This window comes from Nocardia sichangensis, assembly GCF_047200615.1.
In the GTDB taxonomy this organism is placed as follows: domain Bacteria; phylum Actinomycetota; class Actinomycetes; order Mycobacteriales; family Mycobacteriaceae; genus Nocardia; species Nocardia sichangensis.
Map to the genome: position 1 here is coordinate 1 of NZ_JBJZOK010000052.1, position 26,562 is coordinate 26,562.

General features: G+C 64.6%; 20 protein-coding genes and 6 pseudogenes. 16 read left to right on the top strand and 10 right to left on the bottom strand.

The window, feature by feature from the left end; translation table 11 throughout:
- The 5 genes and pseudogenes from ACL03I_RS37275 to ACL03I_RS37295 form a co-directional block, all read right to left on the bottom strand.
- Positions 1 to 177 (bottom strand): annotated as a pseudogene (locus ACL03I_RS37275) (dehydrogenase); the annotation flags it as partial.
- A 372-nt stretch (positions 178 to 549) separates the two neighbouring features.
- On the bottom strand, positions 550 to 1,563 hold the full coding sequence (locus tag ACL03I_RS37280) for a TIGR03617 family F420-dependent LLM class oxidoreductase (RefSeq protein ID WP_412808375.1): 1,014 nt from the start codon (positions 1,561 to 1,563) through the stop codon (positions 550 to 552).
- A gap of 337 nt (positions 1,564 to 1,900) precedes the next feature.
- Positions 1,901 to 2,668 (bottom strand): crotonase/enoyl-CoA hydratase family protein, encoded by a 768-nt coding sequence (locus tag ACL03I_RS37285; protein ID WP_412808376.1) that lies wholly within the window; start codon positions 2,666 to 2,668, stop codon positions 1,901 to 1,903.
- Positions 2,665 to 3,459 (bottom strand): SDR family NAD(P)-dependent oxidoreductase, encoded by a 795-nt coding sequence (locus tag ACL03I_RS37290; RefSeq protein WP_412808377.1) that lies wholly within the window; start codon positions 3,457 to 3,459, stop codon positions 2,665 to 2,667. The genes ACL03I_RS37285 and ACL03I_RS37290 overlap by 4 nt, the downstream gene beginning before the upstream one ends.
- Positions 3,456 to 5,057, bottom strand: coding sequence for a class I adenylate-forming enzyme family protein (locus tag ACL03I_RS37295; protein WP_412808378.1), 1,602 nt, complete (start codon positions 5,055 to 5,057; stop codon positions 3,456 to 3,458). Before ACL03I_RS37295 ends, ACL03I_RS37290 begins: the two co-directional genes overlap by 4 nt.
- Positions 5,058 to 5,164: 107 nt before the next feature.
- Here ACL03I_RS37295 and ACL03I_RS37300 point away from each other — a divergent pair, with 107 nt between their 5' ends.
- The 5 genes and pseudogenes from ACL03I_RS37300 to ACL03I_RS37320 all read left to right on the top strand — a co-directional run.
- Positions 5,165 to 5,662: a hypothetical protein gene (locus ACL03I_RS37300; RefSeq protein WP_412808379.1), complete on the top strand. Its 498-nt coding sequence runs from the start codon at positions 5,165 to 5,167 to the stop codon at positions 5,660 to 5,662.
- Between the two features lie 2 nt (positions 5,663 to 5,664).
- Entirely contained in the window at positions 5,665 to 6,687 is a 1,023-nt protein-coding gene (locus ACL03I_RS37305) for an NADP-dependent oxidoreductase (RefSeq protein ID WP_412808380.1), read from the top strand.
- A 604-nt stretch (positions 6,688 to 7,291) separates the two neighbouring features.
- Entirely contained in the window at positions 7,292 to 8,737 is a 1,446-nt protein-coding gene (locus ACL03I_RS37310) for an aldehyde dehydrogenase family protein (protein WP_412808381.1), read from the top strand.
- A 473-nt stretch (positions 8,738 to 9,210) separates the two neighbouring features.
- On the top strand, positions 9,211 to 11,139 hold the full coding sequence (locus ACL03I_RS37315) for an acetate--CoA ligase (RefSeq protein ID WP_412808382.1): 1,929 nt from the start codon (positions 9,211 to 9,213) through the stop codon (positions 11,137 to 11,139).
- Positions 11,140 to 11,219: 80 nt separating this feature from the next.
- Positions 11,220 to 11,897: pseudogene (locus ACL03I_RS37320) on the top strand (IS701 family transposase); the annotation flags it as partial.
- A 143-nt stretch (positions 11,898 to 12,040) separates the two neighbouring features.
- Here the strand turns inward: ACL03I_RS37320 and ACL03I_RS37325 are convergent.
- A pseudogene (locus ACL03I_RS37325) lies at positions 12,041 to 12,876 on the bottom strand (IS701 family transposase); the annotation flags it as partial.
- 7 nt (positions 12,877 to 12,883) lie between these two features.
- Between ACL03I_RS37325 and ACL03I_RS37335 the strand changes: the two are divergent.
- Both ACL03I_RS37335 and ACL03I_RS37340 read left to right on the top strand, forming a co-directional pair.
- Positions 12,884 to 13,177, top strand: a complete 294-nt coding sequence (locus tag ACL03I_RS37335) for a transposase (RefSeq protein WP_412808383.1) — start codon at positions 12,884 to 12,886, stop codon at positions 13,175 to 13,177.
- A 396-nt stretch (positions 13,178 to 13,573) separates the two neighbouring features.
- A pseudogene (locus tag ACL03I_RS37340) lies at positions 13,574 to 13,731 on the top strand (IS110 family transposase); the annotation flags it as partial.
- A gap of 44 nt (positions 13,732 to 13,775) precedes the next feature.
- Here ACL03I_RS37340 and ACL03I_RS37345 read toward each other — a convergent pair.
- Positions 13,776 to 14,294: a hypothetical protein gene (locus ACL03I_RS37345; RefSeq protein ID WP_412808384.1), complete on the bottom strand. Its 519-nt coding sequence runs from the start codon at positions 14,292 to 14,294 to the stop codon at positions 13,776 to 13,778.
- A gap of 139 nt (positions 14,295 to 14,433) precedes the next feature.
- On the opposite strand from ACL03I_RS37345, the gene ACL03I_RS37350 reads away from it, so the two are divergent.
- The 5 genes and pseudogenes from ACL03I_RS37350 (at position 14,434) to ACL03I_RS37370 (ending at position 19,144) form a co-directional block, all read left to right on the top strand.
- Positions 14,434 to 16,101 carry a Mu transposase C-terminal domain-containing protein gene (locus ACL03I_RS37350; RefSeq protein ID WP_412808385.1) on the top strand — a complete coding sequence of 556 codons (1,668 nt, stop codon included), beginning with the start codon at positions 14,434 to 14,436 and terminating at the stop codon, positions 16,099 to 16,101.
- Positions 16,095 to 17,006, top strand: a complete 912-nt coding sequence (locus ACL03I_RS37355) for a TniB family NTP-binding protein (protein ID WP_459561397.1) — start codon at positions 16,095 to 16,097, stop codon at positions 17,004 to 17,006. Before ACL03I_RS37350 ends, ACL03I_RS37355 begins: the two co-directional genes overlap by 7 nt.
- A pseudogene (locus ACL03I_RS37360) lies at positions 17,003 to 17,389 on the top strand (TniQ family protein); the annotation flags it as partial. The gene ACL03I_RS37355 and the pseudogene ACL03I_RS37360, both read left to right, overlap by 4 nt.
- Before the next feature lie 62 nt (positions 17,390 to 17,451).
- Positions 17,452 to 17,697 (top strand): annotated as a pseudogene (locus tag ACL03I_RS37365) (DUF4158 domain-containing protein); the annotation flags it as partial.
- A gap of 292 nt (positions 17,698 to 17,989) precedes the next feature.
- Positions 17,990 to 19,144, top strand: a complete 1,155-nt coding sequence (locus ACL03I_RS37370; protein ID WP_412808386.1) for a tyrosine-type recombinase/integrase — start codon at positions 17,990 to 17,992, stop codon at positions 19,142 to 19,144.
- 15 nt (positions 19,145 to 19,159) lie between these two features.
- Here the strand turns inward: ACL03I_RS37370 and ACL03I_RS37375 are convergent, their stop codons facing one another.
- Positions 19,160 to 20,350 carry an IS110 family RNA-guided transposase gene (locus ACL03I_RS37375; RefSeq protein WP_412808387.1) on the bottom strand — a complete coding sequence of 397 codons (1,191 nt, stop codon included), beginning with the start codon at positions 20,348 to 20,350 and terminating at the stop codon, positions 19,160 to 19,162.
- A 238-nt stretch (positions 20,351 to 20,588) separates the two neighbouring features.
- On the opposite strand from ACL03I_RS37375, the gene ACL03I_RS37380 reads away from it, so the two are divergent.
- From ACL03I_RS37380 to ACL03I_RS37390, 3 genes are all read left to right on the top strand, one after another.
- Positions 20,589 to 20,927 (top strand): helix-turn-helix domain-containing protein, encoded by a 339-nt coding sequence (locus ACL03I_RS37380; protein ID WP_412808388.1) that lies wholly within the window; start codon positions 20,589 to 20,591, stop codon positions 20,925 to 20,927.
- Positions 20,928 to 21,094: 167 nt separating this feature from the next.
- Complete coding sequence (locus ACL03I_RS37385) at positions 21,095 to 22,552, top strand: hypothetical protein (RefSeq protein ID WP_412808389.1); 1,458 nt, start codon at positions 21,095 to 21,097, stop codon at positions 22,550 to 22,552.
- A gap of 66 nt (positions 22,553 to 22,618) precedes the next feature.
- Positions 22,619 to 22,978, top strand: a complete 360-nt coding sequence (locus tag ACL03I_RS37390) for a hypothetical protein (RefSeq protein WP_412808390.1) — start codon at positions 22,619 to 22,621, stop codon at positions 22,976 to 22,978.
- Positions 22,979 to 23,072: 94 nt separating this feature from the next.
- On the opposite strand, the gene ACL03I_RS37395 is transcribed toward ACL03I_RS37390, so the two are convergent.
- On the bottom strand, positions 23,073 to 23,891 hold the full coding sequence (locus ACL03I_RS37395) for an SAM-dependent methyltransferase (RefSeq protein ID WP_412808391.1): 819 nt from the start codon (positions 23,889 to 23,891) through the stop codon (positions 23,073 to 23,075).
- Positions 23,892 to 24,258: 367 nt separating this feature from the next.
- The gene (locus tag ACL03I_RS37400) at positions 24,259 to 25,356 is read right to left on the bottom strand and encodes an alpha/beta hydrolase (protein ID WP_412808392.1); all 1,098 of its coding nucleotides are present in this window, start codon (positions 25,354 to 25,356) and stop codon (positions 24,259 to 24,261) included.
- Between the two features lie 615 nt (positions 25,357 to 25,971).
- Here ACL03I_RS37400 and ACL03I_RS37405 point away from each other — a divergent pair.
- The gene (locus ACL03I_RS37405) at positions 25,972 to 26,532 is read left to right on the top strand and encodes an IS3 family transposase (protein WP_412808393.1); all 561 of its coding nucleotides are present in this window, start codon (positions 25,972 to 25,974) and stop codon (positions 26,530 to 26,532) included.
- Positions 26,533 to 26,562 lie beyond the last annotated feature (30 nt).

A 26,562-nucleotide genomic window follows, 5' to 3' on the forward strand; every position in this document is an offset into this window, starting at 1 on the left:
GCGTATGCCGCGCAGCCACCGGTCGTAGTCGGCGCGCTTGTGCCGGTACATGTCCAGTACCTGCAGGTGCGGCAAGATCAGGAAATGCTCGTCGTCGACCCCGGCGATGACGTGGGTAGCAATCTGCACCGGTTGGAGCACCTCGCCGACGCCGGTGAGCGCACGAGCTGCCGTGGCACCGAATCCTTATGTGCATATCGGCGGGCACGGCCTACTTTTTCGCCAGCGCGCGCCGCGGCAGGATGCTGCCGACCTGCCCGCGAACATGGAGCAGGCTGGCAATCTGAGGCATGTCCGTCTGACCGCGCGACGGTCAGGGCTGGTGAGCGGATGGCGGTAGACGCGGCGTGCGGGCCGCGTGCGTGGAGGGGTGACCCAGCCCCACTACAGTCGGTGTGTCACCGCACCTCCCAGCTCGCCTCTCCTCGTCCCTAGAGAGGGTCGTCCTCCAGCGGGCACGAAAGAATTCCCCCTTCATTAGGGTTCACCGAGTGTGACCGCGTCGGTCACAACAGTCTTCAAGTCAACGCTGCGCATATACGCCTCCGATCACACCGCGCGTACAGCAACGGCGAGTTCGCTAACTAACTTGGGATCTATTTCGTATGGTGTGTAGAAGGAGACACGGGTGAGCATGTCCCCGTATGACCTTTTGAGTTCGGCCGCGACTTCGTTCGGTTTGCCTACAATCGCTACGGCGCGCAGGAATTCGTCATCGACAAGCGAGGCCATCGTGTTCCATTCACCCGCACGCGACAGTTGGTGCAACCTTTCGCCCAGCTCGCTACGATCGTGCAGGTCCAGGACCGCCCGGTAGGCCGGTGTCGAAGCGTAGAATGCGATCTGTTTACGCACGCCCACCAGCGCCTTCTCCAGTTCCTGCTCATCGCGGCCGACGACAATCATCGTCGAACCGGTGATCTCGAACCCATCGAGCGTGCGTCCCACCTTCTCCCTGCCACGACGCAGCGCTGGTAAGGTAACTTCTCGTAGGTACCGCTCAGTGGTGAAACCGTGACAGAGAACGCCATCCGCGACTTCTCCCGCGATCTCGGTCATCGCAGTGCCCACCGCGGCGAGCAATACCGGCGGCGGCCCGTATCGATGGCGGTCCGGCACGAACATCGTCGGCATCAGTGTGTGGGTATAGAACTCGCCCCGGAAGTCGAGCGGTGTGTCGTTCTCCCAGCTTTGCCAGATTGCTCTCAGCGCGAGCACGAACTCTCGCATGCGACGGGCCGGATAAGACCACGGCATTCCGAACCGGCGGGTGATGTGGGCCTTGATCTGAGTGCCCAGGCCGAGCCTTATCCGGCCTTGGGCGAGGTGCTGCAGGTCGTGACCGAGTACAGCGACTGACATCGGATTCCGCGCGAATGCGAGCGCGACCGCGCTGCCTAATTCGATGTGTTCGGTCACCGTTGCCGCGAGCGCCAGTGACACGAACGGGTCGTGCTTCGTCTCGGTGGTCCACACCCCGTCGTAGCCGTCACGCTCTGCCTGGGCGACAACGTCGCGGCAGTCGGCTGGACCCGAGATCGGGACAGTGAGGTCGATCTTCATTTGCTCATCCTTCGCACCAGTCGTTGGAAGTCCTCGCCGAACAGGAGTGGGCAGATCGCCGCCCGAGCCGGACTCGGGCGGCGTCCCGGTTACGATCGGAGCGCACACGATCGGAAGCGCGCACGGCTTCCGTGAGCGCGGCCACTGTCTTACCTCAAAGATTGCATCTATCCGACCAGGTTGATGTGATCACCCGGCGACCTACCTTCGTCTTTTACAAGATTCTTGTCGATGGTCGGACCGGGAATCGACGCCATGAACCATCTTCGCAAGAGCTTGAACTGATTGAGTCGCCCGCAATCGACGCCGTGCTACGGCGCTTGGCAGTCAGGCGTCGTCATCGCCCCTTCCAGCGTGGTGTGCGCTTTTCGGCGAAGGCCAACAGTCCCTCGGACGCGTCTTCGGCCTCCAGCGCAGTGCGCGCTATCGACAGCTGCTGATCCCATGCCTGATCGTCGGTCCAGCCCGCCGAGTCAGCAACGATTCGCTTTGTCGCCACCAGCGCAGTCGGTCCGTTACGGAGAAGGGCGTCGGCCAGTTGGCGCGCGCGTGGCAAGGCATCACCCACCTCCGTCACGTGATTCACCACGCCCCACCGATGCATGATTTCGGCATCGACTGGCTCGCCCGACAGGGCGATTTCCAGTGCCGCATGGTAAGGCATCCGACGCGGCAGCCGGAACAAACCACCGCCGAGCGCCACCAGGTTGTATTTTACTTCCGGCAAGCCGAATTCGGCTTCACACGAGGCGACTACCAGGTCGCACGCCAGCGCGACCTCGAAGCCCCCGCCGAGTGCGAAGCCTTCGATTGCCGCGATGACCGGCTTGCGCGACGGTCTTGCCAACATGCCGAAGTTGCCGCGGCGCGCTGTGGTAGCCCGTTCGCCGCGGGCCAATGCCTTGAGATCAGCGCCAGCGCTGAAGTTTCCCCCCGCGCCGTGAATAATTGCGATCCACAGGCTCTCGTCGTCGTCCAACAAGTCATGCGCCGTGGCCATCGCCTCCGACATCGCGTCATCAAATGCATTGCGGACGCGCGGCCTGTTCATCGTGATGATCAAACAGGCGCCGTCACGTTCGGTCAGAATCGTCGGTTCGGTCATAGCGAGAACGAGAAGCCTCCGTTGACCGGATAAGTTTGCCCGGTAACCCAGGAACTCGCATCACTCGCCAGGAAAAGCGCCATATTGGCCACATCCACCGGCTCCCCCGCACGCCGTATGACGTACCGCTCCAGCGCCCGTTTGAGCTGTGCGGGATCGCCGCCGTCCAAGGCGGCAGCCACCGTCGGAGTGCGGGTTGCCGCGATGGAGATGCAGTTCGCACGGATCGCGTGCCGTCCAAGCGAACGCGCCACAGCCCGCATGAAGCCTGCCGCCCCCGCTTTGGCACCGGAATATATCTCGAGACCGGCCTCACCGACCCGTCCAGCATCGGAGATGACTGTGATGATATTGCCGCCACCACGCCCGATCATTGTCGGAATAGCCGCAGCCGTGCAGTTCAGGACACCGTAGAAGTTGACGGCGATATGGCTGTCCCAGACTTGGGGGCCCGTCTCCCAGAACGGCTTTGCCTCCTCTCCTGTTGGGGTGGCTCCAGCGTTGCCAGCGTTGTTGACCAGCACATCAATGCCGTCGAACTCCTCGGTTGCCGCGGCCATTATCGTTGCCACAGATCGCGGATTTGTCACGTCGCCCTCGACCGCCAAAGCACGTCCGCCAGCGGCCACGATCTCCGCGGCGACAGCCTCCGCACGGTCGAGGTAGTAGTCGTTCACAACAACGCCTCCAGCGCCGTGCGCGGCGAAGTGTAGCGCGATCTGGCGGCCCACTCCTTGCCCAGCACCGGTGATGACGGCGACCTTGCCGGCGAGGTTAAGAATGTCGTTCATATGCTTCGTTCTTGTCCTTCCCAATAGGGCTGTCTGAGGTTGCGCTTCAGGACTTTTCCCATGGCATTGCGCGGGAGCTCGTCGATGATTTCCACTGAACGCGGGCACTTGTAGGACGCGAGATGACGACGGCAGTGCTGAAGAATTTCCGCCTCATCGACAGAGTGGCTCGGCTTGACCTCGCAAAATGCCTTCACCCGTTCGCCGAAATCGTCGTCTGGGATGCCGATCACCGCTGCGTCCTGGATGGCGGGGTGCTTCAGCAGAGCGGCCTCGACCTCCGCCGGGTAGATGTTGACGCCACCTGCAACGATGAGGTCCTTGGAACGATCGACTAGATACAGATAGCCTTGTTCGTCAATTCGGCCGACGTCGCCGACGCGGAAGAACCCCTCCACATCAAGATCTTCTGGACTCAGCGGTGGCGCGTTCAGGTAGCCGTTGATGGCGAGGGGGGACCGCACCCAAATCTCGCCGATCTCCCCTGGGGCCAACGGAGACCCATCGGTGCCACGCACGCTGATCTCGACATGACGGAAAGGTCGACCGCACGATCCGGGCCGGTCAGAGTCCATCCCCGGGGGAAGCGCGGTGACCATACCGACCTCACTTGCACCATAACCTTCGTAGAGACACGGCCCGAAGGTCGCGTTGATCCATTGCTTCAGCGAAGTCGTCGTCGGCGCACCGCCGACCGATAACACCCGGATGGAGCTGAGGTCGCGGTCGACAAATGCCTCCGCAGGAAGCGCGGCCAGGCGCTTGAACATCGTCGGCACGCCGGTCCAGAAGCTGACCCGGTACGCATCGATCAAACGCAGGACTTCCTCAGGATCGAACCTGCGCAGGATGATCATTCGGTTGCCCAGCGCCTCTGCGGCGCGGACTATCGCCGGACCGATCGCGTGACTCATCGGCATCGTCACCAACACCACGTCACCAGCAACTTGAGCACCGTGTTGTGCGACGTCGGCCTGGTATTCAGCGAAGGCCTGTTCCGCTCCAGGCCGAGGGGCGATCACCACGCCCCTCGGTCGTCCGGTGGTGCCGGAGGTGTATATCACCAACGGGGCTGGAGCCTTCGCGATCCGAGTCGGTGCAGCAATATCCAGCATGTCCGAGAGCGTTGACGCTTTGTCACCGCTGTAGTCAATTCCCACGAGTGTCAGCGAAGGGATCGAGACAACAGCATCGAGCAACGGGGCGGGATCAGAGTCATCGAAGAAGAGCGCGCGCGCACCGCTGTCGCTGATGATGCCGGCCACCTCGCCTGGCGTGAGCCGCCAGTTGAGACCCAATAAGCGACATCCGATCTTCGACAGCGCCAGATCGATGATCGCCCACTCGATGCGGATATGCGTACGTACGGCAACGACGTCACCTGCCGCGACCCCCTGTTGGGACAGCGCTTCGGCCACAGCGTCGGACAGGATGTTCAGCTGCCGCCAGGTCAGTGATCGATCGTCCTCGATGAGCGCGATCTCGTCAGGACGCGCCTCAGCCCAATGCTCAACACCTACATTTGCGCGTTCGCCCTGCGCCTGGGCCGAGGCCCCAGGCGCGCGCGCGTGACTGGTTTCAACTCCCGAACCGGACACCACAGGCACCTCCTAAATACTTGCTGAGTGTATAGCCAATATGTACGATAGCAGAGGGTCTACCAGATGACTCCCCCCAAAATCTCCGTCAAGGTAAGGAAGCCGCTATGCCCTCGATCACGATCCGCTCACCACGCGAGGCACTCGATCGCGCCGCACGCGCCCAAATCGCAGCCACGCTCACTCGGCGAGTGATGGATATCGAGGCCGGTGGCTCCGCTCACCCGGCGGCACTGGACATCACCTGGCTAATGTTCGACGACTGGGCCGAGGGGGGGGTCACCATCGCAGGTGAATTCATCAGCACCGCAAACAGTTTCGGCCCAATTCTGGTTCAGATCGGTGTGCCGAAAGGATCGCTTGACGATGCCAAACGAGAAGCCATCGCGGCCACGGTGTGGGAGACCATCGCGCCGCATAAGCGCGACGGCACGCCACAGCCCCTCGACATCTGGTCGCAAATCCAGGAGATCGACGAGGGCAACTGGGCCGCCGGCGGGCAAGTAGTGCGCCTGCGCGACATCGTCCAGATCGCCACCGGCCGATTGATTCTGCACCCCCCCGCCACGGGCACTGCCTCCGCCCCAGCCGAATCGGCGTCCTGACAATGCGCACAACAGCCGTCATACTCAAGCGGCGCCCGAACGGACGTCCCGATCTGCAGGACTTCGCGCTCGAAACACGAACCTTGGCCGAACCAGACCCTGGTCAGGTGCTCGTGCGCACACTTTCCCTCTCGGTAGATCCCTACATGCGAGCCCGGATGAATCCGGGTGGTAGCTATATGCCGGCCTATGAACTCGACGCACCCATGTCGGGACACTTCGTCGGCGAGGTCGTCAGCTCATTGGACCCACGCGTACCCATCGGCAGCGTTGTAGCGGCAGTCGGTGACTGGCAGGAGTATGTCGTGCTGTCCGGCGGGCAAGTCGAGTTGCTTCCTGATCGTGAACCGTCGCCGGACATCTACCTCGGCCCGCTGGGAATGGTCGGACACACCGCGTATGTCGGCCTACTGGATATCGGGAGGCCCGTGGCGGGAGAAACCGTGGTCGTTTCGGCCGCAGCCGGAGCAGTCGGGTCGCTTGTCGGGCAAATCGCGAAGCTCAAGGGCTGTCGTGCTGTCGGTATCGCCGGCGGGCCGGAGAAATGTCGCTATGTGGTCGATGTTCTCGGATTCGACGCCTGCGTCGACTATCGAGCGACCGATTTCCCCGACACGCTGCAGGCAGCGTGTCCAAATGGCATCGACATCGACTTCGAGAACGTCGGTGGCGACATTCTCGGCGCGGTCTGGCCGCTTCTCAATAACAATGCCCGCATCGCGGTCTGCGGACTGATCGCCGATTACAACCAGGAGGCGCCCAGCCCAGCACCTCCGTTGGTCGACTTGTTGACCAAACGAGTGACCATGCATGGTTTTCTCATCATGGACCATGCCGACCGGCTGGCCGACTTCCGGCGTGACATGCGCCGGTGGCTCGAGACGGGTGCGTTGTCATTGCGCTCGCATGTCGTTCGAGGCCTCGAGCGGGCGCCCGAGGCACTGATCGGACTGTTTTCGGGCGACAATCTGGGAAAATCAATTGTTCAAGTCGCCGACCGGCGAGAGGCGCCTGCGCAGCCCTAGATGCGCAGGTGTAGCCACTCGAGCGGATTGAAGCGAACGCGCGTCGGCGGGCCCCGCCGGCCAAACCGTCCCCCAGGGGTCGACGTCACAGGAGGAGGTCGAGCATGTGCCACTATAGTCGTGCCCGGAACAGCCCGCGCCCCCCAGCGAAATCGGCGCGGGGGAACGGCACTGCACCGCCATGGGACGGTCGTTCACCAGTCACCTCAAGGGCAAGCATGCCTCCTGCATGTATCGGCAGATCGGAGTCGATTGCCGGACGTGGCAGAGTGCGCCGAGCGACCACTGCCTGGTGCGCCCTTTCGGCTCCGCGGCGTTCGGGGCGCGAGCTGGATCCGTTCTACCCAGAGAGCGACCTGCTCCTCGGGTCGTTTCACCCGCCCCGCGACTCCCACCTAGGACACCGTAGGCATGCAGCATGCGGACGCGGTGGGAACCGAGATTGCCGACGTCCACTCGCTCGAAGACACTGCGGCGCTTCAGAACGTTTCGGACGGCGGCGCGAGTCCAATGCCTTCGTGGCATACAGCCGGCCGCTCACCGAGGATGCCGCAACGTCACCTTTCGTCCAGACATTACCGATATTGCTTGCTGGGAGCACACCATGACCGCAAACCGTCCACCTGCTTCAGTTGACGAATCAACTGGCGAAGAAGCGGCAGTCCTCCCCGGGCGCGATTCCGGCCAGGCTATCGAGAATGCCGTCGAAACCCTCCGGCGCACGTTCGCCTCCCGGCGGACACGTGGCCTCACCTGGCGCCGCAATCAGCTCGCCGGCATCGAGCGGCTTTTGTCCGAGAACGAAGCGCTGATCACCAACGCCCTCGCCGAGGATATGGGCCGCTCCTCGGCCGAGACATGGATGGGCGATATCGTGACGCCCTCGGTCGAGGCCGCCTATGCCCGCAAGAACCTCCACAAATGGGCGCGTCGGCGCCATACCCGACTGCCTATCGCCGCGATGCCCGGCCGGGGTTGGTATGAATATGAGCCCTTGGGCGTGGTCCTTGTCATAGGGCCATGGAACTATCCACTCAACCTGACCTTGGGACCACTCGTCGGCGCCATCGCCGCAGGCAACTGCGTTATCCTCAAGCCGTCTGAGTACTCGCCCGCCACCTCCCGACTGCTCGCGAGGCTCGTTCCCCACTACCTCGACAATGACGCGGTGAAGGTTGTAGAAGGCGACGGCCAGGTTACACAGGACCTGCTGGCCCGCGGATTGGATCATGTCTTCTTCACCGGCGGCATCGAGATCGGCAAACTGGTCATGGCCGGAGCAGCGCGGCAGCTGACGCCGGTCACGCTCGAACTCGGCGGCAAAAGTCCAGTCATTGTCACGCAACAGGCCAATCTCGAGGTGGCGGCCCGGCGCATTGCCTGGTCGAAGTTCATGAACTCCGGCCAAACATGCATCGCCCCCGACTACGTCCTCGTAGACCGCACGATCAAAGAAGAGTTCCTGGCACGCCTCATCACCGCAGTGAAGACGTTCCGATCGGCCGAGTTGGATTCGGGTATGCGGATCATCAACCGAAGGCATCACGATCGACTTGTTGACATGATTGCCTCGTCCGGTGGCATGGTGGCGTTCGGTGGGCGGGCAGATGGCGATAACCTGACAATTCAACCGACAATCGTGCTCGATCCGAACCTCGAATCGAAGCTGATGAGCAACGAGATCTTCGGCCCGATCCTGCCTACAATCGCAGTAGATTCAATGGCAGACGCACTGGAATTCGTCAGCGCACGCCCGAAACCGTTGGCGGCATATCTATTCAGCAATTCCCGTTCCGAGCGCAGGAAAATGCTTTCCAGCATCAGTGCGGGCGCTGTCGTGGTCAATCACGCCGTCATACATTCACTGGTCCCTCAGCTCCCGTTTGGCGGAGTCGGAGGAAGCGGGTTCGGCTCTTATCACGGAAAATGGGGATTCGAACAATTCAGCCATCGTAAAGCGGTTCTGTCAAAGAGGGCGTTCCCCGACCTATCGATAATCTATCCGCCCTATAGTACGGCAAAACTCAGGATGATGCGGCGCATATTTTAGATGCGGCGTTCGAAGTGACCATCCTATCTGCAATCACCGATAACCGGTTCTCACACACCCGGACCGATCAATGGGGTCCCGTCTCCACCTCGGACCATCGGATCCTCCGGCGCACCATCCGTGCCACAACTGCGGTCAAGCTCTCAGAGGCTTGAATGGATACGCCGGATGCGGGCGACCAGGGCCATCCTCCAGAGGGCGTGCCTGGCTATACAATCACCGACCCCGCTTCGGTAAACCGGCCGAACCTAGCGCTTGGATTGACAAGCAGCCCGGTCGTCGGTCACCCATCAGCACACGGCCCACGATCCGGTCATGGTCATGGTCATGGTCATGGTCATGGTCATGGAAAACCATTGGCCCCTTCAGCCTGACAGGCGACACCGCGTCCCCGGTCTGGATACGACGCTCTCGAAAGGCTTCCGAAAGACATGACTGCGACGCCCGAATACGGTCGAGCCACAAGCGCTCACATGTCGCAACGAGAGGCTACAAGAGGCCAGGCGACTGGCGGGTACTACGACCGCGTCTACGAAGAGAGCCTTGCGGATCCGGGTGGCTTCTGGGCGGAAGCGGCCCGCGCGATCGACTGGATAACTCCACCCACCACCATCCTCGACGACTCGACAGCCCCATTTTACCGTTGGTTTTCAGATGGAGAACTCAACGTTTGCTACAACGCGGTCGATCGACACGTGGCCGGCGGCAGGAGCGAGCAGGTCGCTATTCACTACGACTCGCCCTTGACACGTCGGAAGGAGACGATCACCTACGCGGCCCTGTTGTCCCGCGTGCGAGCTGCTGCGGGAGGGCTGCGGGGGCTCGGAGTCGAAAAGGGTGACCGCGTACTGATCTACATGCCGATGGTCCCGGAGGCCGTCATCACGATGCTCGCCTGTGCGCGAATCGGAGCGATCCATTCGGTCGTCTTCGGCGGCTTTGCGCCCCAAGAACTCGCCGCTCGGATCGACGACGCGACACCAAAAGTAATCGTATCGGCATCCTGCGGAATCGAACCTTCGCGTGTGGTGAAGTACAAGCCATTCTTGGACGAGGCGATCCGGCGCGCGACACACAAGCCTGAGCACTGTGTGATCCTTCAGCGGGAGCAAGAGCGGGCAGAGCTTGGGGAGCGTGACATCGACTGGATGGATTGGGAGGCAGGTACGGCAGCTCAGGAAGGCGCCGAACCCGTGACGATGACATCTACCGATCCACTATATATCTTATACACATCTGGCACGACCGGGAAGCCGAAAGGCATCTACCGTGACTGCGGGGGGTATGCTGTCGCGCTGCGATGGTCGATGGAGTATTTATACGACGTCGCGGCGGGCGAAACAATGTTCACCGCTAGCGATGTGGGATGGGTCGTCGGACACTCCTACATCGTCTATGGTCCATTGTTGACCGGTGCTACAACCGTTCTGTACGAGGGGAAGCCGGTAGGCACACCCGACGCAGGGGCTTTCTGGCGTATCGCTGCCGAGTACAACGCGGTGGCTATGTTCACTGCCCCAACCGCGTTGCGGGCCATCAGGAAGGTCGATCCGCAGGCGAGTCTGCTTTCGAACTATTACCTTCCAGCTCTCCGCACCCTCTATCTGGCGGGCGAGCGGCTCGACCCCGATACGTACCTGTGGGCCGCCTCGACGCTCCACGTTCCAGTGATCGACAATTGGTGGCAGACGGAGACCGGGTGGCCGATAGCATGCAACCCCAAGGGCCTCGAGCTTCTGCCGATCAAGGCTGGCTCACCCACCACCGCAGTGCCCGGATTCGACGTTCAGGTACTGGACGAAAATGGTGAACCGGTGGGCCCAGGTACCGAAGGGGCGATCTGCATCAAATTGCCCATGCCGCCCGGCACCCTTCCAACGCTCTGGGGCGACGATGACCGCTACGTGAACTCCTACCTATCGGCCTACCCGGGCTACTATCTCACGGGGGATGGCGGTTACATCGACGATGACGGCTATCTCTTCGTCATGGGCCGTACAGACGATGTGCTCAACATAGCTGGTCATCGCCTGTCTACGGGCTCGCTCGAAGCCGCGATCGCCGGCCACAAGGCAGTAGCGGAGTGCGCGGTCATTGGGGTTCGAGACGAGCTCAAGGGCCAGATTCCGCGTGCTCTGGTCGTGCTCAAAGCCGGCATCGCCGACACCGATAGCGCTCGAATACGCGCTGAACTCGCCGAGCGCGTCAGGGCCGAGGTAGGTGCGGTCGCCACGCTCGATCGAGTCGACATCGTCGCGGCACTCCCCAAGACCCGCTCGGGCAAGATCCTGCGCAGGACGATGCGCGAAATCGCCGACGGAGACAACCCGTCAGTCCCTGCCACTATCGAGGACCCCACTGTACTCGATACCCTCGGGCCCGTTCTGCGACGAGTGAACTGATGAGTATAAAACTGACCGAGATGCTCGACACCCAGATCACCTAGCTAGTACTGCAACGTCACTGGGTTCGAGTGTTGTGCCTGCGTGGTCGTGGATGTTTTGCAGCGGAGTTGGATTCGCTGTGTGTTCGGATCGGCGGCCGGTTCACCCGGCCGGAGCCGCGGGGGCGGGCGCGGGAGTCTGCGACCGGCCTGGTCGCGGGGCTGGAGCGTAAGAACGGGTGGACGCTGGCGGAGCGGGTCGGCGAGGTGTGCCCGGACGGGATGCGGCGTTTGCTGCGGCGGGCGGACTGGGACGTCGACGTGGTTCGTGACTATGTGAACGGCTATGTGGCCGAGCGGGCTCGGTGATCGGGATTCGGTGTTGAACGCCGATGACACGGGGTTTCTGACGAAGGGAGTCCGTTCGGCAGGGGTGCAGCGTCAGCATTCCGGCGCGGCCAGGCGCACCGAGAACTGCCACGTCGGGGCGTTTCTGGCCTACTCGTCCCGGCATGGACATGCTCCGGTGGACCGGAACTGTATCTGCCGGAATCCTGGACCGCCGACCGTGAACGCTATCGCGGCACCGGCATTCCGGACGAGCTCGAGTTCGCGACCAACCCCGGCTGGTGATGAAGATGCTCGAGCGTGCTCTGGCGGCGGAGGTGCCGTTTCGGTGGTTCACCACCGACGAAACCTACGGTCAGGTGAAGTATCTACGATTCTGGCTCGAACAACACTACATCGCCCCCGTGCTGGTGACCCGCCGCAGCGACACCCTGGTCACCACTGGTACTCCAGCTGCACTTCCTGATGTAGTCGGTGTCGTCGCTGGTAGTGGGCTTTCTTCGCCCGGTATTGGTGGCGTCGCCGCCAGGTCGACCATCGCCGTATGGCTGCGAGTGCTGGGCGGTTGGTGATCAGGTGTGCCAGAAGACGTCGGATTTCTCCGAGGGTGAGCGGGATGAAGCCGTTGCCAATGCTTTTGGGCGATAGCAGCTGTGACGGCGAGGTAGGTGTGGGCGAGCATGGCAAGGGTGATGTGCCGGTACCAGGCGTCGTAGTGGCGGACCTGGTAGTGGTCGAGCTCGACCTCGGTTTTCGCGGTCTGGAAGCAGTCCTCTACGGCCCACCGTGATCCGGCGACGCGGATCAGTTCCTCGTCGGTGGTGCCCGTGGGTGCACAGCACAGGTCGTAGGCGGTCTCGAGTTCGCCCTTGTTGTTCGGGGTCAGGGCTCGACGGGCCAGCAGCCAACGGCTCCAGCCCGCGGCGGTGGTCCACTCGTAGACCGGCAGAGAGGCCACCGCCCGGTCGAACATTCGTGGTCCTTTCGCTCCGGCACCGCAGCTACGGCGTTTCCACGCTTGCGAGGGTGCTTGCTCGACCAGGTGATCGGCGCGTGTGCAGCCCGCGGTGGCCGGGATGGTCTGACTACGCGGGACAGCCACGACATACCCGATCCGGCGTTCGTCGAGCCAGGCCCGGAACTTGCCATCACCGCCGTAGGCCTCGTCAGCGGTAACTCACCGGGTCGGCACTCCCGCATCCAGAGCTCTGGCCAGCATGTTCTTCGCCAGCGTCGCCTTGGTCGCGACTACGACGTCATCGGGCACGCTCGCCTCCCTGCACCGCTGACAATGCTCGGTCCACGACTTGGGCAGATACAACTCCCGATCGATCAGCGGCCGCCCCCTGCTGCCGGTATAGGCGCAGAACACGCCCAGCTGACAATTCTCGATCCGGCCCGCTGTCCCGGGCTACGTGATCACCGACAACCTCTCCAGTCACAACAGCGAATCCACCCGCGAATGGCTCGCCGACCAGCCCCGGATCAAACACACGTTCATCCCCGTCGGCGCATGCTGGCTCAGCATGCAAGAGCCCTGGTGGCGGATCTTCCGCCGCGAAGCCCTCGCCGGCCAGACCTTCGCCGACGCGACCGAGCCACCACCGCGCTCAACGCCAGCGCACGACCCTGGATCTGGGACGCCCCGCACCGAAACTGAGAAGGCTGCGCCGCCGTTTTGTCTACCACCTAATCAGTTCTGGGAGTGAGTTGTCCGGCACACTCCTTGGTGGCCGACCGGCAGGTGAGCACTTTTACCCCCTGGACTTCGAGTCCTGCTCAAAGATCGTGCCCCTACCGGTGGGTCGGGAGAGTTGATCGCTGCTGGGATGTCGTGCCCGTCCGTGGTGACGTGAGCACTGTTTGATTAGGTCGCTGATGGTTCTCCAGCCAGCTGCTCGCGGTTGATCGGCACCGAAAGACGGAAGGACCGTTGCAACTGTTCGTAGGAGACGATTGGGCCCAGAACCATCACGATGTGGAAGTGATGGACGGCTCCGGGCGCCGCCTGGCCAAAGCCCGCTTGCTAAGGCGTGGCCGGGATGGCGAGGCTGCATGCGATCATTGGGGGCCTGGTCGGTGACGCCGTGGACGAGGATATCGAGGTGCTGGTCGGGATCGAGACCTATCGCGGCCCGTGGGTGGCCGCCCTGGTTGCCGCCGGGTAAAGGGTACTTGCCGTGAATCCGTTGCAGGCGTCCCGGTTTCGCGACCGCCTGGGGGTCTCCGGGCCAAGAGCGACGCCGGTGACGCTCACGTAATGGGGTTCCGGTAGTAACCGCCGAAAAACCAACGGATATGGCGTGGCTACTGGTGGCCCGCCAGGTCGAGATCCTCGAGGTTGAGCTGGAGCAGTTCCTCTGTGCGAGCGCAGGTTTCATACAGCATCCGCCACAGCGTCTTCTCCCGCAGACCGACATCGCGGCGGGCGATGAGCCGGTCGATCGCGGTCCGCGAGCGCACCGGAGTCTCCGAATCCGGCGGGGTCGAGCGCGCGGCCGACGCCGGAACGGCCGGGGCGTCCCAGCCTTGCTCGCGGCACCAGGACAGCCATTTCGCGACCGCGGCGCGGCGCGCGTTCCAGGTGTTGACCGCGGCTTGGCCCCAGAGGGTTTCGAGGGCTGCGCCGATCTCGTCGTCGGTGACCGAGGCCAGGGCCCGGCTGGGGCCGGGCAGCCCGTCCGGGTCGCGGCCGTCGAGCTGGTCGACGGTCTTGACGACCGCGACGGTGTATGCGCGGCGGGTGTTGCCGGGGGTGAGGGTGTCCAGGAACGCCTCGGCGGATCCACGCAGGGTGCGGGGCGCGGCGGTGTGGATCCGGGTCACGTGTCATTGTTCGAACTCCTCTGCACTGCTGTCCTCGGGGTTCTGTCCTGATTGCAGTGGACTTCGGATATCGGTGTGTCGCGAACTCGTCTGCACTACCGTGCTTCGTTCGAACTCGTGTGCACGGGAGAGCTTCGGTATGTCCGACGATACGGCCAAGGCCACTGTCCGCGGTGTGGTCACCGCAGATGAGTCGCACTGGCAATCGGCGGTGCACCGGGCGGAGGTGATCGGCCGCCTCGCCCACAACGATCGGGTCAGCGCCGGCGCCGCCGACGACGCCGCAGCGGAGCTGGGCCTGAAGCGACGGCAGGTGTACGCGCTGGTGAAGCGGTGGCGGGCCGGGGACGGACTGGCCTCGGACCTGCTGCCCGGCACCTCGAGCGGCGGCCGCGGCGGTGAGCGGCTACCCGACGAGGTGGAGGCGATCGTCCGCAAGGTGCTGCGGACGAGGTATCTGACGCGGCAGCGTCGTTCGGTGGCGGTGATCTGCCGCGAGATCACCCACGAGTGCCAGGCCAAAGGGCTGCGGCCGCCGTCCCGGTCAGCGGTAGTGCGGCGGATCGGCCGGCTGGACCAGACGATGGTGGTCACCGCCCGGGAAGGCGTGGACGCGGCACGTTCGCGCCGGTCGGCGGGCGGTTCCGCGCCGGTGACCGAAGGACTGCTGGAGCGGGTCCAGATCGATCACACCCCGGCGGATGTGATCGTGGTCGACGAGCTGCACCGGCTGCCGATCAGCCGGCCGTATGTGACCGCGGCGATCGACGAGGCCACCAAATGTGTTCCGGGCCTGGTGATCACCCTCGAAGCGCCGTCGGCGACCTCGGTCGGGTTGTGCCTGGCGCAGATGGCGGTTGACAAGCGGGCCTGGCTCGAGCGCCTCGGAGTGGAGGCGGTGTGGCCGATGAGCGGCAAACCCGTCAGGCTGTATGTCGACAACGCGACGGAGTTCAAGAGCGAGGCCTTGCGCCGCGGCTGCGATCAGCACGGCATCACCGTGGACTACCGGCCGCTGGGCGCCCCGCATTACGGCGGCATCGTCGAACGCCTGGTCGGCACCATGATGAAGTTGACCCACGAGCTGCCGGGCACCACGTTCTCCAACCCGCGCGAGCGCGGAGACTACGACAGCGACGCGAAAGCCGTACTCACCCTGACCGAGCTGCAGCGGTGGATGGCGCTGGCGGTGGCCTGCTACCACGGCGAACCGCACGACGGCCTGGGTGGGCGCACGCCGGCGGGGGTGTGGGCGGACAAGGCCGCCGAGCTGGGAACTCCGCCGACGGTGACCAACGAGACCGCGTTCCTTGTCGACTTCCTGCCGGTGGAACGGCGGTCGCTGACCCGCAGCGGTTTCCGGCTCGACCACGTCCAATACTATTGCGACGCCCTGAAGCCGCTGATCGTGCGCCGGGAGCTGCTCGGCAAGTTCGTGCTGCGGCGCGACCCGCGCGACATCTCCCGCATCTGGGCCCTACACCCGGACACCGGCGAATACCTCGAGGTGCCGTACCGGACGTGGTCACGTCCGGCGATCAGCGTGTGGGAGCAGACCGCAGCGGTGGCCCGGCTGCGCGAGCAAGGCCGCGCCGAAGTCGACGAGAACGCGCTGTTCGCGATGGTCGAACAGATGCGCCACATCACTGACACCGCCACCGCGGCCAGCCGCAAGGCCCGCCGCGACAAACAGCGCCGCAACAACAACACCCCGCCCCGCAAAGGCGCGGATCCGGTCCTGCCGCCACCGCCCGCCGATTCGGCGGCCGCGCCGGTGGCGCCGTTCGAGGAGATCGAGCAGTGGTGATCGACGATCGGGACCTGTCGCATCTGCATCCCTCGGCGCGCCCGATCGCGATGCTGCCGGGCCCGCAGCGGTTGCGGTACGTGCGTGGGGACCGGTGGATCGGCTACACCCGCGCCACCGACGCTTTGGCCAGGCTGGAAACGCTGCTGGACACGCCCCGCAAGCAGCGGATGCCGAACCTGCTGATCCTCGGCCCGACGAACAACGGCAAGTCGATGATCATCGAGAAGTTCTGCCGAGCGCATCCGCCGTCCTCGCATCCTGACCACGAGGAGATCCCCGTGCTGACGATGCAGATGCCGTCTGAGCCGTCGGTGCCCCGGTTCTACACTGCGCTGCTGGCCGCTCTCGGCTCGCCCGCGCGGGCCCGGGCGCCGCGGCTGGCCGATCTCGAACAGCTGGTGTTGAGCATGCTGCGCGCCACCGGAGTTCGGGTACTCGTGATCGACGAACTGCACAATGTCCTGGCGGGCAGCAGCCGCACGGTCCGGCGGGAGTTTCTGAACCTGTTGCGGTTCCTCGGCAACGAGCTGCGGATCCCGCTGGTGGGGGTCGGCACTAACGACGCCTACCTGGCGCTCCGCTCGGATCCGCAGCTGGAGAACCGGTTCGCCCCGTTCATCCTTCCCCGCTGGCAACCCGACGCCCAAGGGTGTGCGTTGCTGGCCAGCTTCGCCGCCGCGTTCCCGCTGCGCCGGTCATCGCCGATCGCGACCGTGGAAATGGCCACCTACCTGCTGACCCGCAGCGAGGGCACCATCGGCGAGCTGACCACACTGCTGACCGACGCCGCGATCGCGGCCATCGAGTCCGGAGAGGAAGCGATCAACCAGAAGACCCTCGTGCTGGCGCCCTACGTCGGACTGACCGAACGCCGCCGGATGTTCGAACGAGACCTGGCGTGAGCGCACCACCGCGCTGGCCGCTGCATCCGCAGCCGGATCTGCTGGAGTCGCTGTCGTCCTGGCTGGAGCGGCTGGCCAGGATCTACCGGATGCCGGTCAAAACTCTGCTGGCCTCGCTCGGGCCCGAGATGCCCGCGCACATGGTCAACAACGACTGGTGGGAGGTCCCCGAACCGCTGATGAAAGCCCTGGCCGAGAGGACCGGGGTCGAGCCGGCGCTTCTGCGGACGATGACGTTGGGCGGCTGGGCGGGCTCACTGCTGGACAAGTATGCGGGGCGTGAGTTCGATGCGCAGGAGGTGTTCGACACCTACGTGCGGGAGAACTCGGTGCTGCTGCGGCCCGGTGAGGCCGGACGCAACCACGTGAACGACCGGCACTGGCGCGGGCCTTGGCTGCCGGGCCCGCAATTCCGGCTGCGGCACTGCCCGGTCTGCTACACCGTTCCTACGGCCGCCGCGCCCAGACCCGCACCGACCATCTTCGGCTGGTCGCCCAGTACCTCGGGTGGCGGGTGGCCGGTGCGCTCGAACTCAAGGAACTCGACGAGTTCCTGCTCGCACGGGCGATGGAACACGATTCCCCGACCCTGCTGTTCCGGCTCGGGTGTGAGTATCTGATCTCGGCGCGGGTGATCCGCCCGGGCCCGGTGAGCATGGTCGAACGCAACCGGCCATCACTGCAGACCGAACCAGCGCCTCACCGGCGGCCAGCTGCGGCTACGCCATATCCGTTGGTTTTTCGGCGGTTACTACATCCAGCGCCAATCGCATCTGATGCGAACTCGCGACTGAGTACACATGACCGGTCTCAGGCGGCGAATATGGCCTACACCAGCGGGTTCGGCACGGCGGCATTGGGAAGGATAGCCCAGCCGATTCGGGCGAAGCGGTCAGGATTGCGCACCTACCTGTGGATTCCCCACCGACTCGCATACGATGCGACTTTCTCGCATCTGATGCGACCTACGGAGGTGGATCGGTTTGGCGGGTTTCGGCGGTTCGGTGCCCGGTGCCGCGCGGCTGCACCTGGTCGACGGGGTGTCGTTGTTGCGTCCAGAGGAGCAGGTGTTCGAGGCGATGCTGGCGGGGTTCGCCAACCAGCAGCTCGCCCGGAACCTGGCCCACACGACAGTGGAGGGGCGGGAGAAGACGGTGAAGGCGTTCACCGCCTACGTCAACGCCTTCCCATGGCAGTGGACCCCGGCGATGATCGACGAGTGGCTCGGCGACCTGCGGTCCCTGCGTGATCTGAAGAGGTCGACGATCCGGTCCTACTCCGAGGCGATCCGGTCGTTCTGCCACTTCGTGACCGATCCGCTCTACGAGTGGCCGGCGACCTGCGAGAACCGGTTCGGCACCCACCCGATCCAGATCGTGCACGAGTGGAACACAGCGGTCCACGTCCAGGACAACGAGTCCGACCCGAAGAAGCGGGCGTTCACCAAGGCCGAGCTTCACGCGTTCTTCGAGCACGCCGACAATCAGGTCGCGCGGATCCGGGCGTTCGGCCGCAAGGGCTGGCTACCGGCGTTCCGGGACGCGACGCTGTTCAAGACCGCGTACTCGTTCGATTTGCGGCGCAACGAGATCCGGATGCTCGACGCCGCCGACTTCGGGCGTCAACCCGCACGCACGAGAGTTCGGCGAGTTCGGCCGCTGCCAGGTCCGTTACGGCAAGGCGAAGAAGGGATCGCCACCGAAACGCCGCGGTGTGTTGACAGTCTGGGACTGGACCGCCGAGGTCCTCGACGAGTGGTTCACCGACATCCGCCCGTTGTTCGGTGTCGACGGCAACCCGGCGGCCTGGCCGTCCGAGCGCGGGCTGCGGATCGGCTGTCAGCGCCTGAACCCCGGTTCGCCGCCTACCGTGACGCGCTCGGCTTGGACGCGGGTCTCGACCTGCACAGTCTGCGCAGATCGTATGTGACGCATCTTATCGAGGACGGCTGGGATCCTCGATTCGTGCAGGAACAGGTCGGTCACGAGCACGCCAGCACGACGTCGATCTACACCTGCGTGTCCTCGGATTTCCGCACCCGCACCCTGCGTCGGCAGCTCGACGCCACCGTGACCGCCGCCCTCGAATCCCGGAAGGAGATTCTCAATGAAGTTGTCAATCCCGCCGGGTCGGTGTGAGGGTTCGTGATGGAGTCAGGTTGCGGGTGCGGCCTGGTAGGTCTTGTGCTCGCGGAGCATGGCCCACAGGACGTTGAGTCGTCGCCGGGCCAGGGCGAGCACGGCCTGGATGTGGCGTTTGCCTTCGGCTTTCTTCCGGCTGTAGTAGGAGTGGGAGGCTGGGTCGTGCCGGGCGGCGACCAGCGCGGCCAGGTAGCAGGCCCGCAGCAGGCGGCGGTCGTAGCGGCGGGGCCGTTTCAGGTTGCCGCTGATCTGCCCGGAATCACGGGGCACCGGTGCCAGCCCGGCAACACCAGCGAGCCGGTCGGCGGTGCCGAATACGGTCATGTCACCGCCGGTGGCGGCGAGGAATTCCGCGCCGAGCAGTATCCCGAAGCCGGGCATACTCACGATGATCGGGGCGTGGCGGTGGCGGCGAAATCGCTGCTCGATCAACGCTTCGGTGTCACCGATCTCGTCGTCGAGCCGCATCACCTCCTTCGCCAGCCGCGCGACCATCGCCGCGGCGATCTGCTGACCGGGCACCAGCGTGTGTTGCGCTCCGGCGGCGGCCAGCGCGGTAGCAGCGACCGCGGAGGCGTTGCGGGCCTTGCGGTCTCGCAGCCAGGTCGTCAGCGTCGCGGGGTCGAGGGCGCGCAGCCCGTCGGGGGTGTTGTGGTCGGTGAGCAGGATCAACGCCGCCTTGGACTTGCTGTAGTCGAAGGCGCGTTCCAGAGCCGGGAAATACTCGACCAGGGTGGCGCGCAGCCGGTTGATCGCCCGGGTCCGGTCACACGACAGGTCGGTGCGGTGCGCGGTGAGGATGCGCAACTCGACCGCGATCTCGTCACCCGCGCGCAGCGGTTGCAGATCACGCCGCATGCGCGCTTGGTCGGCGATGATCGCGGCATCCTTGGCATCGGATTTTCCGCTGCCGCGATAGCCGGCCGCAGCGTGATGCACGACCCGGCCAGGGATGTAGAGCAGCTGCTGCTCGCGTGCGAGCAGCAGGGTGATCAGCAAGGCCGCGCCGCCGTGGTTCAGATCGATTGCCCAGATCAGCTCACCGCCGTCGGCCAGCGTCACGACCTGGTTGATCAGCCCGGTCAACTCGGTCTCGTCGTTGCCGATCCGCCGCGACAGCCGCCGTTTGCCGTCGGTATCGATCACCACGCAGTGATGCGCAGTCTTGCCGGCATCGATGCCCGCCCAAAGCTGTTGGGGCACACGCACCTCCATCACGTTCACACCGGATACCCAAGGGGCCGACGACCACGCTGTCGTGTCCTTACACAGCGATCGGATCGCGTCTCTCAATCAGCAGTCGGGCCGTCGTGGAACGGCGGGCGGCCAATCTCCTGCGGCCATGAACCTCAGCAAACACATGAAAGCCATACCCGCCGTTCCCGGGTGATTCAACCCACCGGCTGCGGGCCCAACCACCACCAGAAAAGGTAAGGAACGCATGAAACGCACCGTCGGCTACACTTGGCGCCTGCGCGAGCTGATGGCCACCCGCGACAAGTTCAACGCCACCGAACTGGTCCCGTTGCTGCACGAACGCGGCATCAACCTGTCCGCCTCCCAGGTCCACCGCCTCGTATCCGGGATGCCGGAACGGCTTTCCCTGCAAGTGCTTTCGGCGCTTTGCGATATCCTGGGCTGCACCCCGGCCGACCTGGTCGCCACCACCGCGGAGAACGCCGGTGTCAGCCGCACCCCCACCGACGACCTGCCCGGGTCGGTCCCGGCGAACGTCGCGAAACTGCGCCCGCGCGCGGCCCGGATCCTGCCGGACGCATGAGCCCGGCCTACCGGACCGTCGAACAATATGAACGCTGGCACAAGACGACCTGCGGTCGGTTCGGCTGCTTCGCCGCGACCTGGCCCGACGGCAGGGTCTGCCGCACCTGCCACGACCGCGCGCTGAGGGTCCGCGGACGTTGTCCGGGGTGCGGCGAGGACCGGGTCTTGCCTGGTCTGCGGCCAGGCGACCAAGCACTGGTCTGCGTTGACTGCGCCGGATTCACTGTCTCCTACCGGTGTTCGCGCTGCGGCCACGAGGGCAAGCTCCATGGTCGGCATCGCTGCACGCGCTGCGCCTTCGCCGACGAGCTCGCCGATCTACTCAGCGACGACACCGGCCGCGTCCGCACCGAACTCGCGCCGCTGGCTGCGCACCTGCTGACAATGAACGCCCCGCTGTCGGGACTGTGCTGGTTGAAACACCGCAAAGGCCGCGACCGGGCACCGGCGGACCTGCTGGCCGAACTCGGTCGCGGCGAGATCGAGCTGACCCACGAGGCTTTCCACGTTCTACAGCCCTGGCGGGCCGCCGCACATCTGGAGGAACTGCTGATGGCCTGCGACATCCTGCCTCCGGCCGACAAGCAGATCTGCGCGTTCGAACGATGGCTGATCCAGCACCTCGCCACCATCACCGATCCGGACCAGGCTCGCTTGATCAAGAGGTTCGCCATCTGGGACGTCCAGCCGCGACTGCGGGCGCGAGCCGCACGACGGCCCCTGACCGCCGGAAGTCAACGGGGATTCATGAACCAAATCAGACAGGCGACGCGGTTCCGTGGCTGGCTCGCCGAGCACAACCTCACGCTCGCTGGCTGCGGCCAAGCGGATATCGATGCCTGGTATATCGAGCACAATGCCCACGCCCGCACCAACATTCGCGGGTTTCTGCACTGGTGCGTCGCCAACAACCTCACCCGCCAGTTCCGGCTCCCGACCGTCGTGATCGGTCCGGCGACCCCGATGCCCGCCGAGCAGCGCATCGACCTTCTCGGTCGCGTGCTCACCGATCCGAACTGGCCCTTGAGGTCCCGCGTCGCGGCGGCGATCGTGCTGCTCTACGCCCAGTCCGTCAGCCGCATCGTCCGGCTCACCATCGACGATGTCACCGATGTCGACGGCCAGGTGCTGCTGAACCTGGGCGAACCACCGTCACCGGTCCCCGCCGCCGTCGCTGAGCTGCTGCTGACATGGATCGAGCAGCGCACCAACATGAACACCGCAACCAATCGCGACTGCCGTTGGTTGTTTCCCGGTCGCCGCGCCGGCCAGCCGATGCACCCCACGACCCTCAGTGACCTGATCAACGCTCTCGGCGTTCCGTCCCGCCTGGGCCGTGTCGGTGCACTGCACCAGCATGTCCTCGAACTTCCGGCCCGGTCGTCGCCGACGCTCTCGGCTACCACCACCACACGACCACCCGGGCCGCCGCCCAAGTCGCCACGATCTACGGCCGTTACGCCACAGGTACCCGGTCCCGGAAGCCGACAGGCTGGACACCTACTCGCGACAGTTGATTACGAGCCCCTGCCAGTCCGGAACCCCGTAATGGCCGACATGGTCCGCACCCATGGACCCGAATGCGGCCTGTGGCTGGCGATTCGGCTCGTGTCGAGGCTGTGAAGGTCGTGACTCGTATGCACAAGACGATGATCTGGGAACGGACCCGCCACATCCAGCGGTTGCGTCATGCGCTGCGGGACCACTTCCCCGCCGCACTGGCGGCTTTCGGCGCGCCGCAAAAATGTCGTAGACAAGGCCGCGGCCATCCAGGACGCACTGCGTTCCCAACAACTCGGCCAGCTCGAGGTCGTAGCCGATGCCTACGGCGCCTCGGTGCGGGCGTTGTGGGCGGTCCTGACCGTCCTCAACACCCAGATCAAGACTCTGCAAGGGCAGGTCGAGGCCCATCTAGGGAAGCACCCGGCCGCTGAGATCAGCGTGTCCCAGCCAGGTCTGGGACCGAACACTTTACAACGAGACCACAGCCTGGACGCCTACCGAGAAGCATACCGCCACTTGACATCCAAGCTCCTGGGATACCTTTGAGGAACGCAGCACTAGGCAGGTCGCTACAGCGAACTTTCGGGCTCAACTGGTGAAGGGATCCCTTGCATGGGTCAGTTCTGCATATGGACGCGGATCAGGTCCATGCTTTGCGGCCAACAGCGCCGTAGAGCGAGACCTTTTTGTCGTGGCTGCGCGGACGCTCGATGCCGGTGGTGCGCCATCGGTGGATCACCTCGACTCCCGGATCCACCAGTTCCAACTCCTCGAAGAACCGTGCGACCTCGGCACGGGTGCGCGGCCGCACAGGAATTCCCCGTTCAGCATAGACTCGCAGCAGCCTTGCCATTCCTTCCGGATCCTCGGGCCCGGCATCGAAGTCCGTCGTGACATGCGACATCGCGAGATAGGAACCCGGCACCAACGATGTCATCAACGTGCTCACGATGTCGTAGACGTCGCCGGATACGAAGTGAAGCACGGCCATGAGTGACACCGCCACCGGTTGCGACAAATCCAACGTTTCCCGCAGCTGCGGCGCGGCGAGGATGGCCTCGGGCTCTGCAACATCGGCCTGAATGTAGGCAGTGCGGCCCTCGGCTGCGCTGACCAGCAGCGCCCTCGCGTGGGCGAGCACAATCGGGTCGTTGTCGACATATACCACCCGGGATTCGGGCGCCAAACCTTGGGCGACCTGGTGCAGATTGGGTTCAGTTGGGATACCGGTGCCGATGTCGAGGAACTGGCGTATACCGTGTTCGGTGAGGTACCGAGTAGCGTGACGCATGAATTCGCGGTTGGTGCGCGCGGTCAACCGGACCGCCGGAAATTCTTGGAGCGCCTGCTCGGCAGCGGCCCGGTCGGCTTCATAGAAATCTTTGCCACCGAGGAAGTAGTCATACATACGGGCCGGGTGCGCTACACCGGAACGCAGATCGATGAAGCCGCCGGACACAGTTCTCCTTGTCATATCGAGAGGGGAATGGCTGGATTACCAAGGCCGCCGACACCGTCCCGCGGTGGCGACGGCCTTAGCGCGTGGGCCGTTTTGGTCGAGCACAGGCTACGGAAATGCGCGTCGACGCCGCCGAGCTGGCTGAAGGGCCAGCCCGCGGCGAAGAACGCGACGAGAACGTAGCGGCCCCGCTCACCAGCCCGTGTCAGAGCACCACTCAGCCGCAGGATCAGGACACTGGACTCATCGACCGGCGCCGCAGTCACCTACCGTCGCCGCCGACGACGCGCTGCTTCTCGCCCGCGTAGCCGCAGCCGCGCTTTCGCAGTGGAGCAGCTTCCTTCTTTTCTTTGCTGTGTGGTGTTTTTCAGTTCTTGTTGGTGAGTGCTGTGGTGATGGTGGGCCAGGATCGATGTAGTTCGTCGGCCCAGTAGGGCCAGGAGTGGGTACCGGTGGGCCGGAAGTTGGTGGTGGCGGGGATGCTCAGTTGGGTGAGCCGGTCGGCGAATCGGCGGGTGCAAGCATCGGTGCCGGATTCGAGGGGACCGCCGACGGTGATCGCATCGTGTAGTTCGGGGTTGCCCGCCACCTCGTGTTCGCCGGGCAGGCCGCTGCCGGTGGAGAGGTAGATCGCGGTGCCGCGTAAGGCGGCCGCATTTACCGTCGGATCGTGGGCGGCCCAGTCGGGGTCATCGTGTCGGCCGAACATGTTATCCGGGTCACCGCCCCAGGTTTGCACTATCGCGCGGGCCTGTGTCTGGCCGAAGCCGGTGCTCAACAGGTAGCAGCCGCTGTGGGCGGCGACCGCTTTGTAGAGTCCGGGCGTGCGGGTCGCCAGCATCATGGCGGCTTCGGCGCCCATGGAGGTGCCTTCGATGGCGTTGCGGCCGTTGCCGTCGAAGTGCGCGTCGATCAGCGGTGGCAGTTCCCGGGTGAGGAAGGTCTCCCATTTGTTGGTGCCCAGCACTCGGTCGCGGTGCTGCCAGTCGGTGTAGTAGCTGGCCGCGCCGCCGGTGGTCAGCACGACGTTCACATTCTTTTCCGCGAAGAACCCCACCGCGCCGCCGTGCTGGCTCCAGCCGTTGTTGCCTTCCTCGGCGTTGCGGCCGTCGAGCATGTACACCGTGGGGCGCGGTGTACTCCGATCGGCCGGCAGCAGCACCTGCACCTGCACGAGGCGGCCCATCGCCGGTGAGCTCACATACACCCGCAACCAGCGCTCGGTGATCGGCTCGATGTGATCGATCACCGCCGGACCCGGCAGGTACATGTGCTGCTGCGGCTCGGATCTTGCTGCGGAGGACCCGGAACTCGGTGGCGGTGTCCGCGGTTCCGCACCCGCCGGTGAGGGCGCGGCCACCGCCACGCCCCACAGCACCGCGGTGGTCGCGACGATGCCCAGGCCCCGGCGCCGCGACCGGCAGCGAACACCACGGGACCGGGCAGCGGATTGTGGTGTGGTCAACCATCCCCCTTGAACTCAAGATCATGCCGCACAGAACGTTCGAGTTGCAGCTCGCAAACGAATACAACAGATCTCGAACGCCGAACTGGTGCCGCGCCGAACAATTCCTTATGACGCTGGCGCGAAACCGCTGCAGAATATTCCGGGCTCGGACACGCGAGGAGCCAGGCAATCATCCGGCAAGCCCTGCCGCTGCCTGGCGGCCGTACGATATGCCAGACATCCGGCAATCTCGCGATCAGTCCCCGATCATCAACGGATGCTCCGTGGCGGGCTGGAAGCCGGACCTTCAACGATGACGATTCGGTGGCCGATTCGCGTCGTCAGCAGTTTCGCATCGTTTCCAGGGCCTGGGTCGACGACCCTGAACTTCGGCGAAGACAGGGACCTGGCGCTGACACCGATCCGCTCGACGACAAGATTGCCACCGACACGAGAGACGTGACTCATACAGGCAAATGTGGCAGTCCCGCCTCCGAGCCGCGAATCCGTGGCAGCTTGCTGCCGCGAGGTCGGATCCAAGATCTGGCTCGAGTTTCACGCGCGCCCCGAGCGCGGCGGACGAGGTTTTGAACCGTCGACTTATCTAATGGCGGCGGTTTGGTGGCGGTGATCATGCGGTTCGTCAGCGAACATCCGCAGCACCCGGTCGAGCTCGTATTGCTGGTTCTGGGCATCGCGTCATCGACGTATTACGGCTGGTTGCAGCAGGCGCACCCGCCGGCTCGGCGGCGGCTGGCCGACCAGGGGTTGCTGGCTGAGATCGTCGATATCCATACCAGCTCGGGCGGGACCTACGGGTCACCTCGGATCCATACGATGCTGCGTCGGCGGGGGATCTCGATCGGCCGCAAGCGAGTCGAGCGGCTGATGCGGGGTGCCGGGTTGCAGGGCGCGTTCTTGCGCAAGAAGTGGCGCCTGGGTTCGACTCGGCAGGATCCGCGTGCCACCCCGGCCCCGGACCTGGTCAACCGTGACTTCACCGCCGGTGAGCCGGACCGGCTATGGGTCGCCGACGCCACCCGCATCGTGTGTGGTGAGGGTGTGTTCTGGCTGGCCGCGGTCCGGGCACGTGTTCTCGAACCGGATCGTAGGCTGGAAGTGTTCGGACCGGTGCGACACCGAACTGGTACTCGGTGCTCTCGAATACGCGGTGGGGATCCGCGATGTCCGTGACGGGCAGCTGGTCCATCATTCCGACCGTGG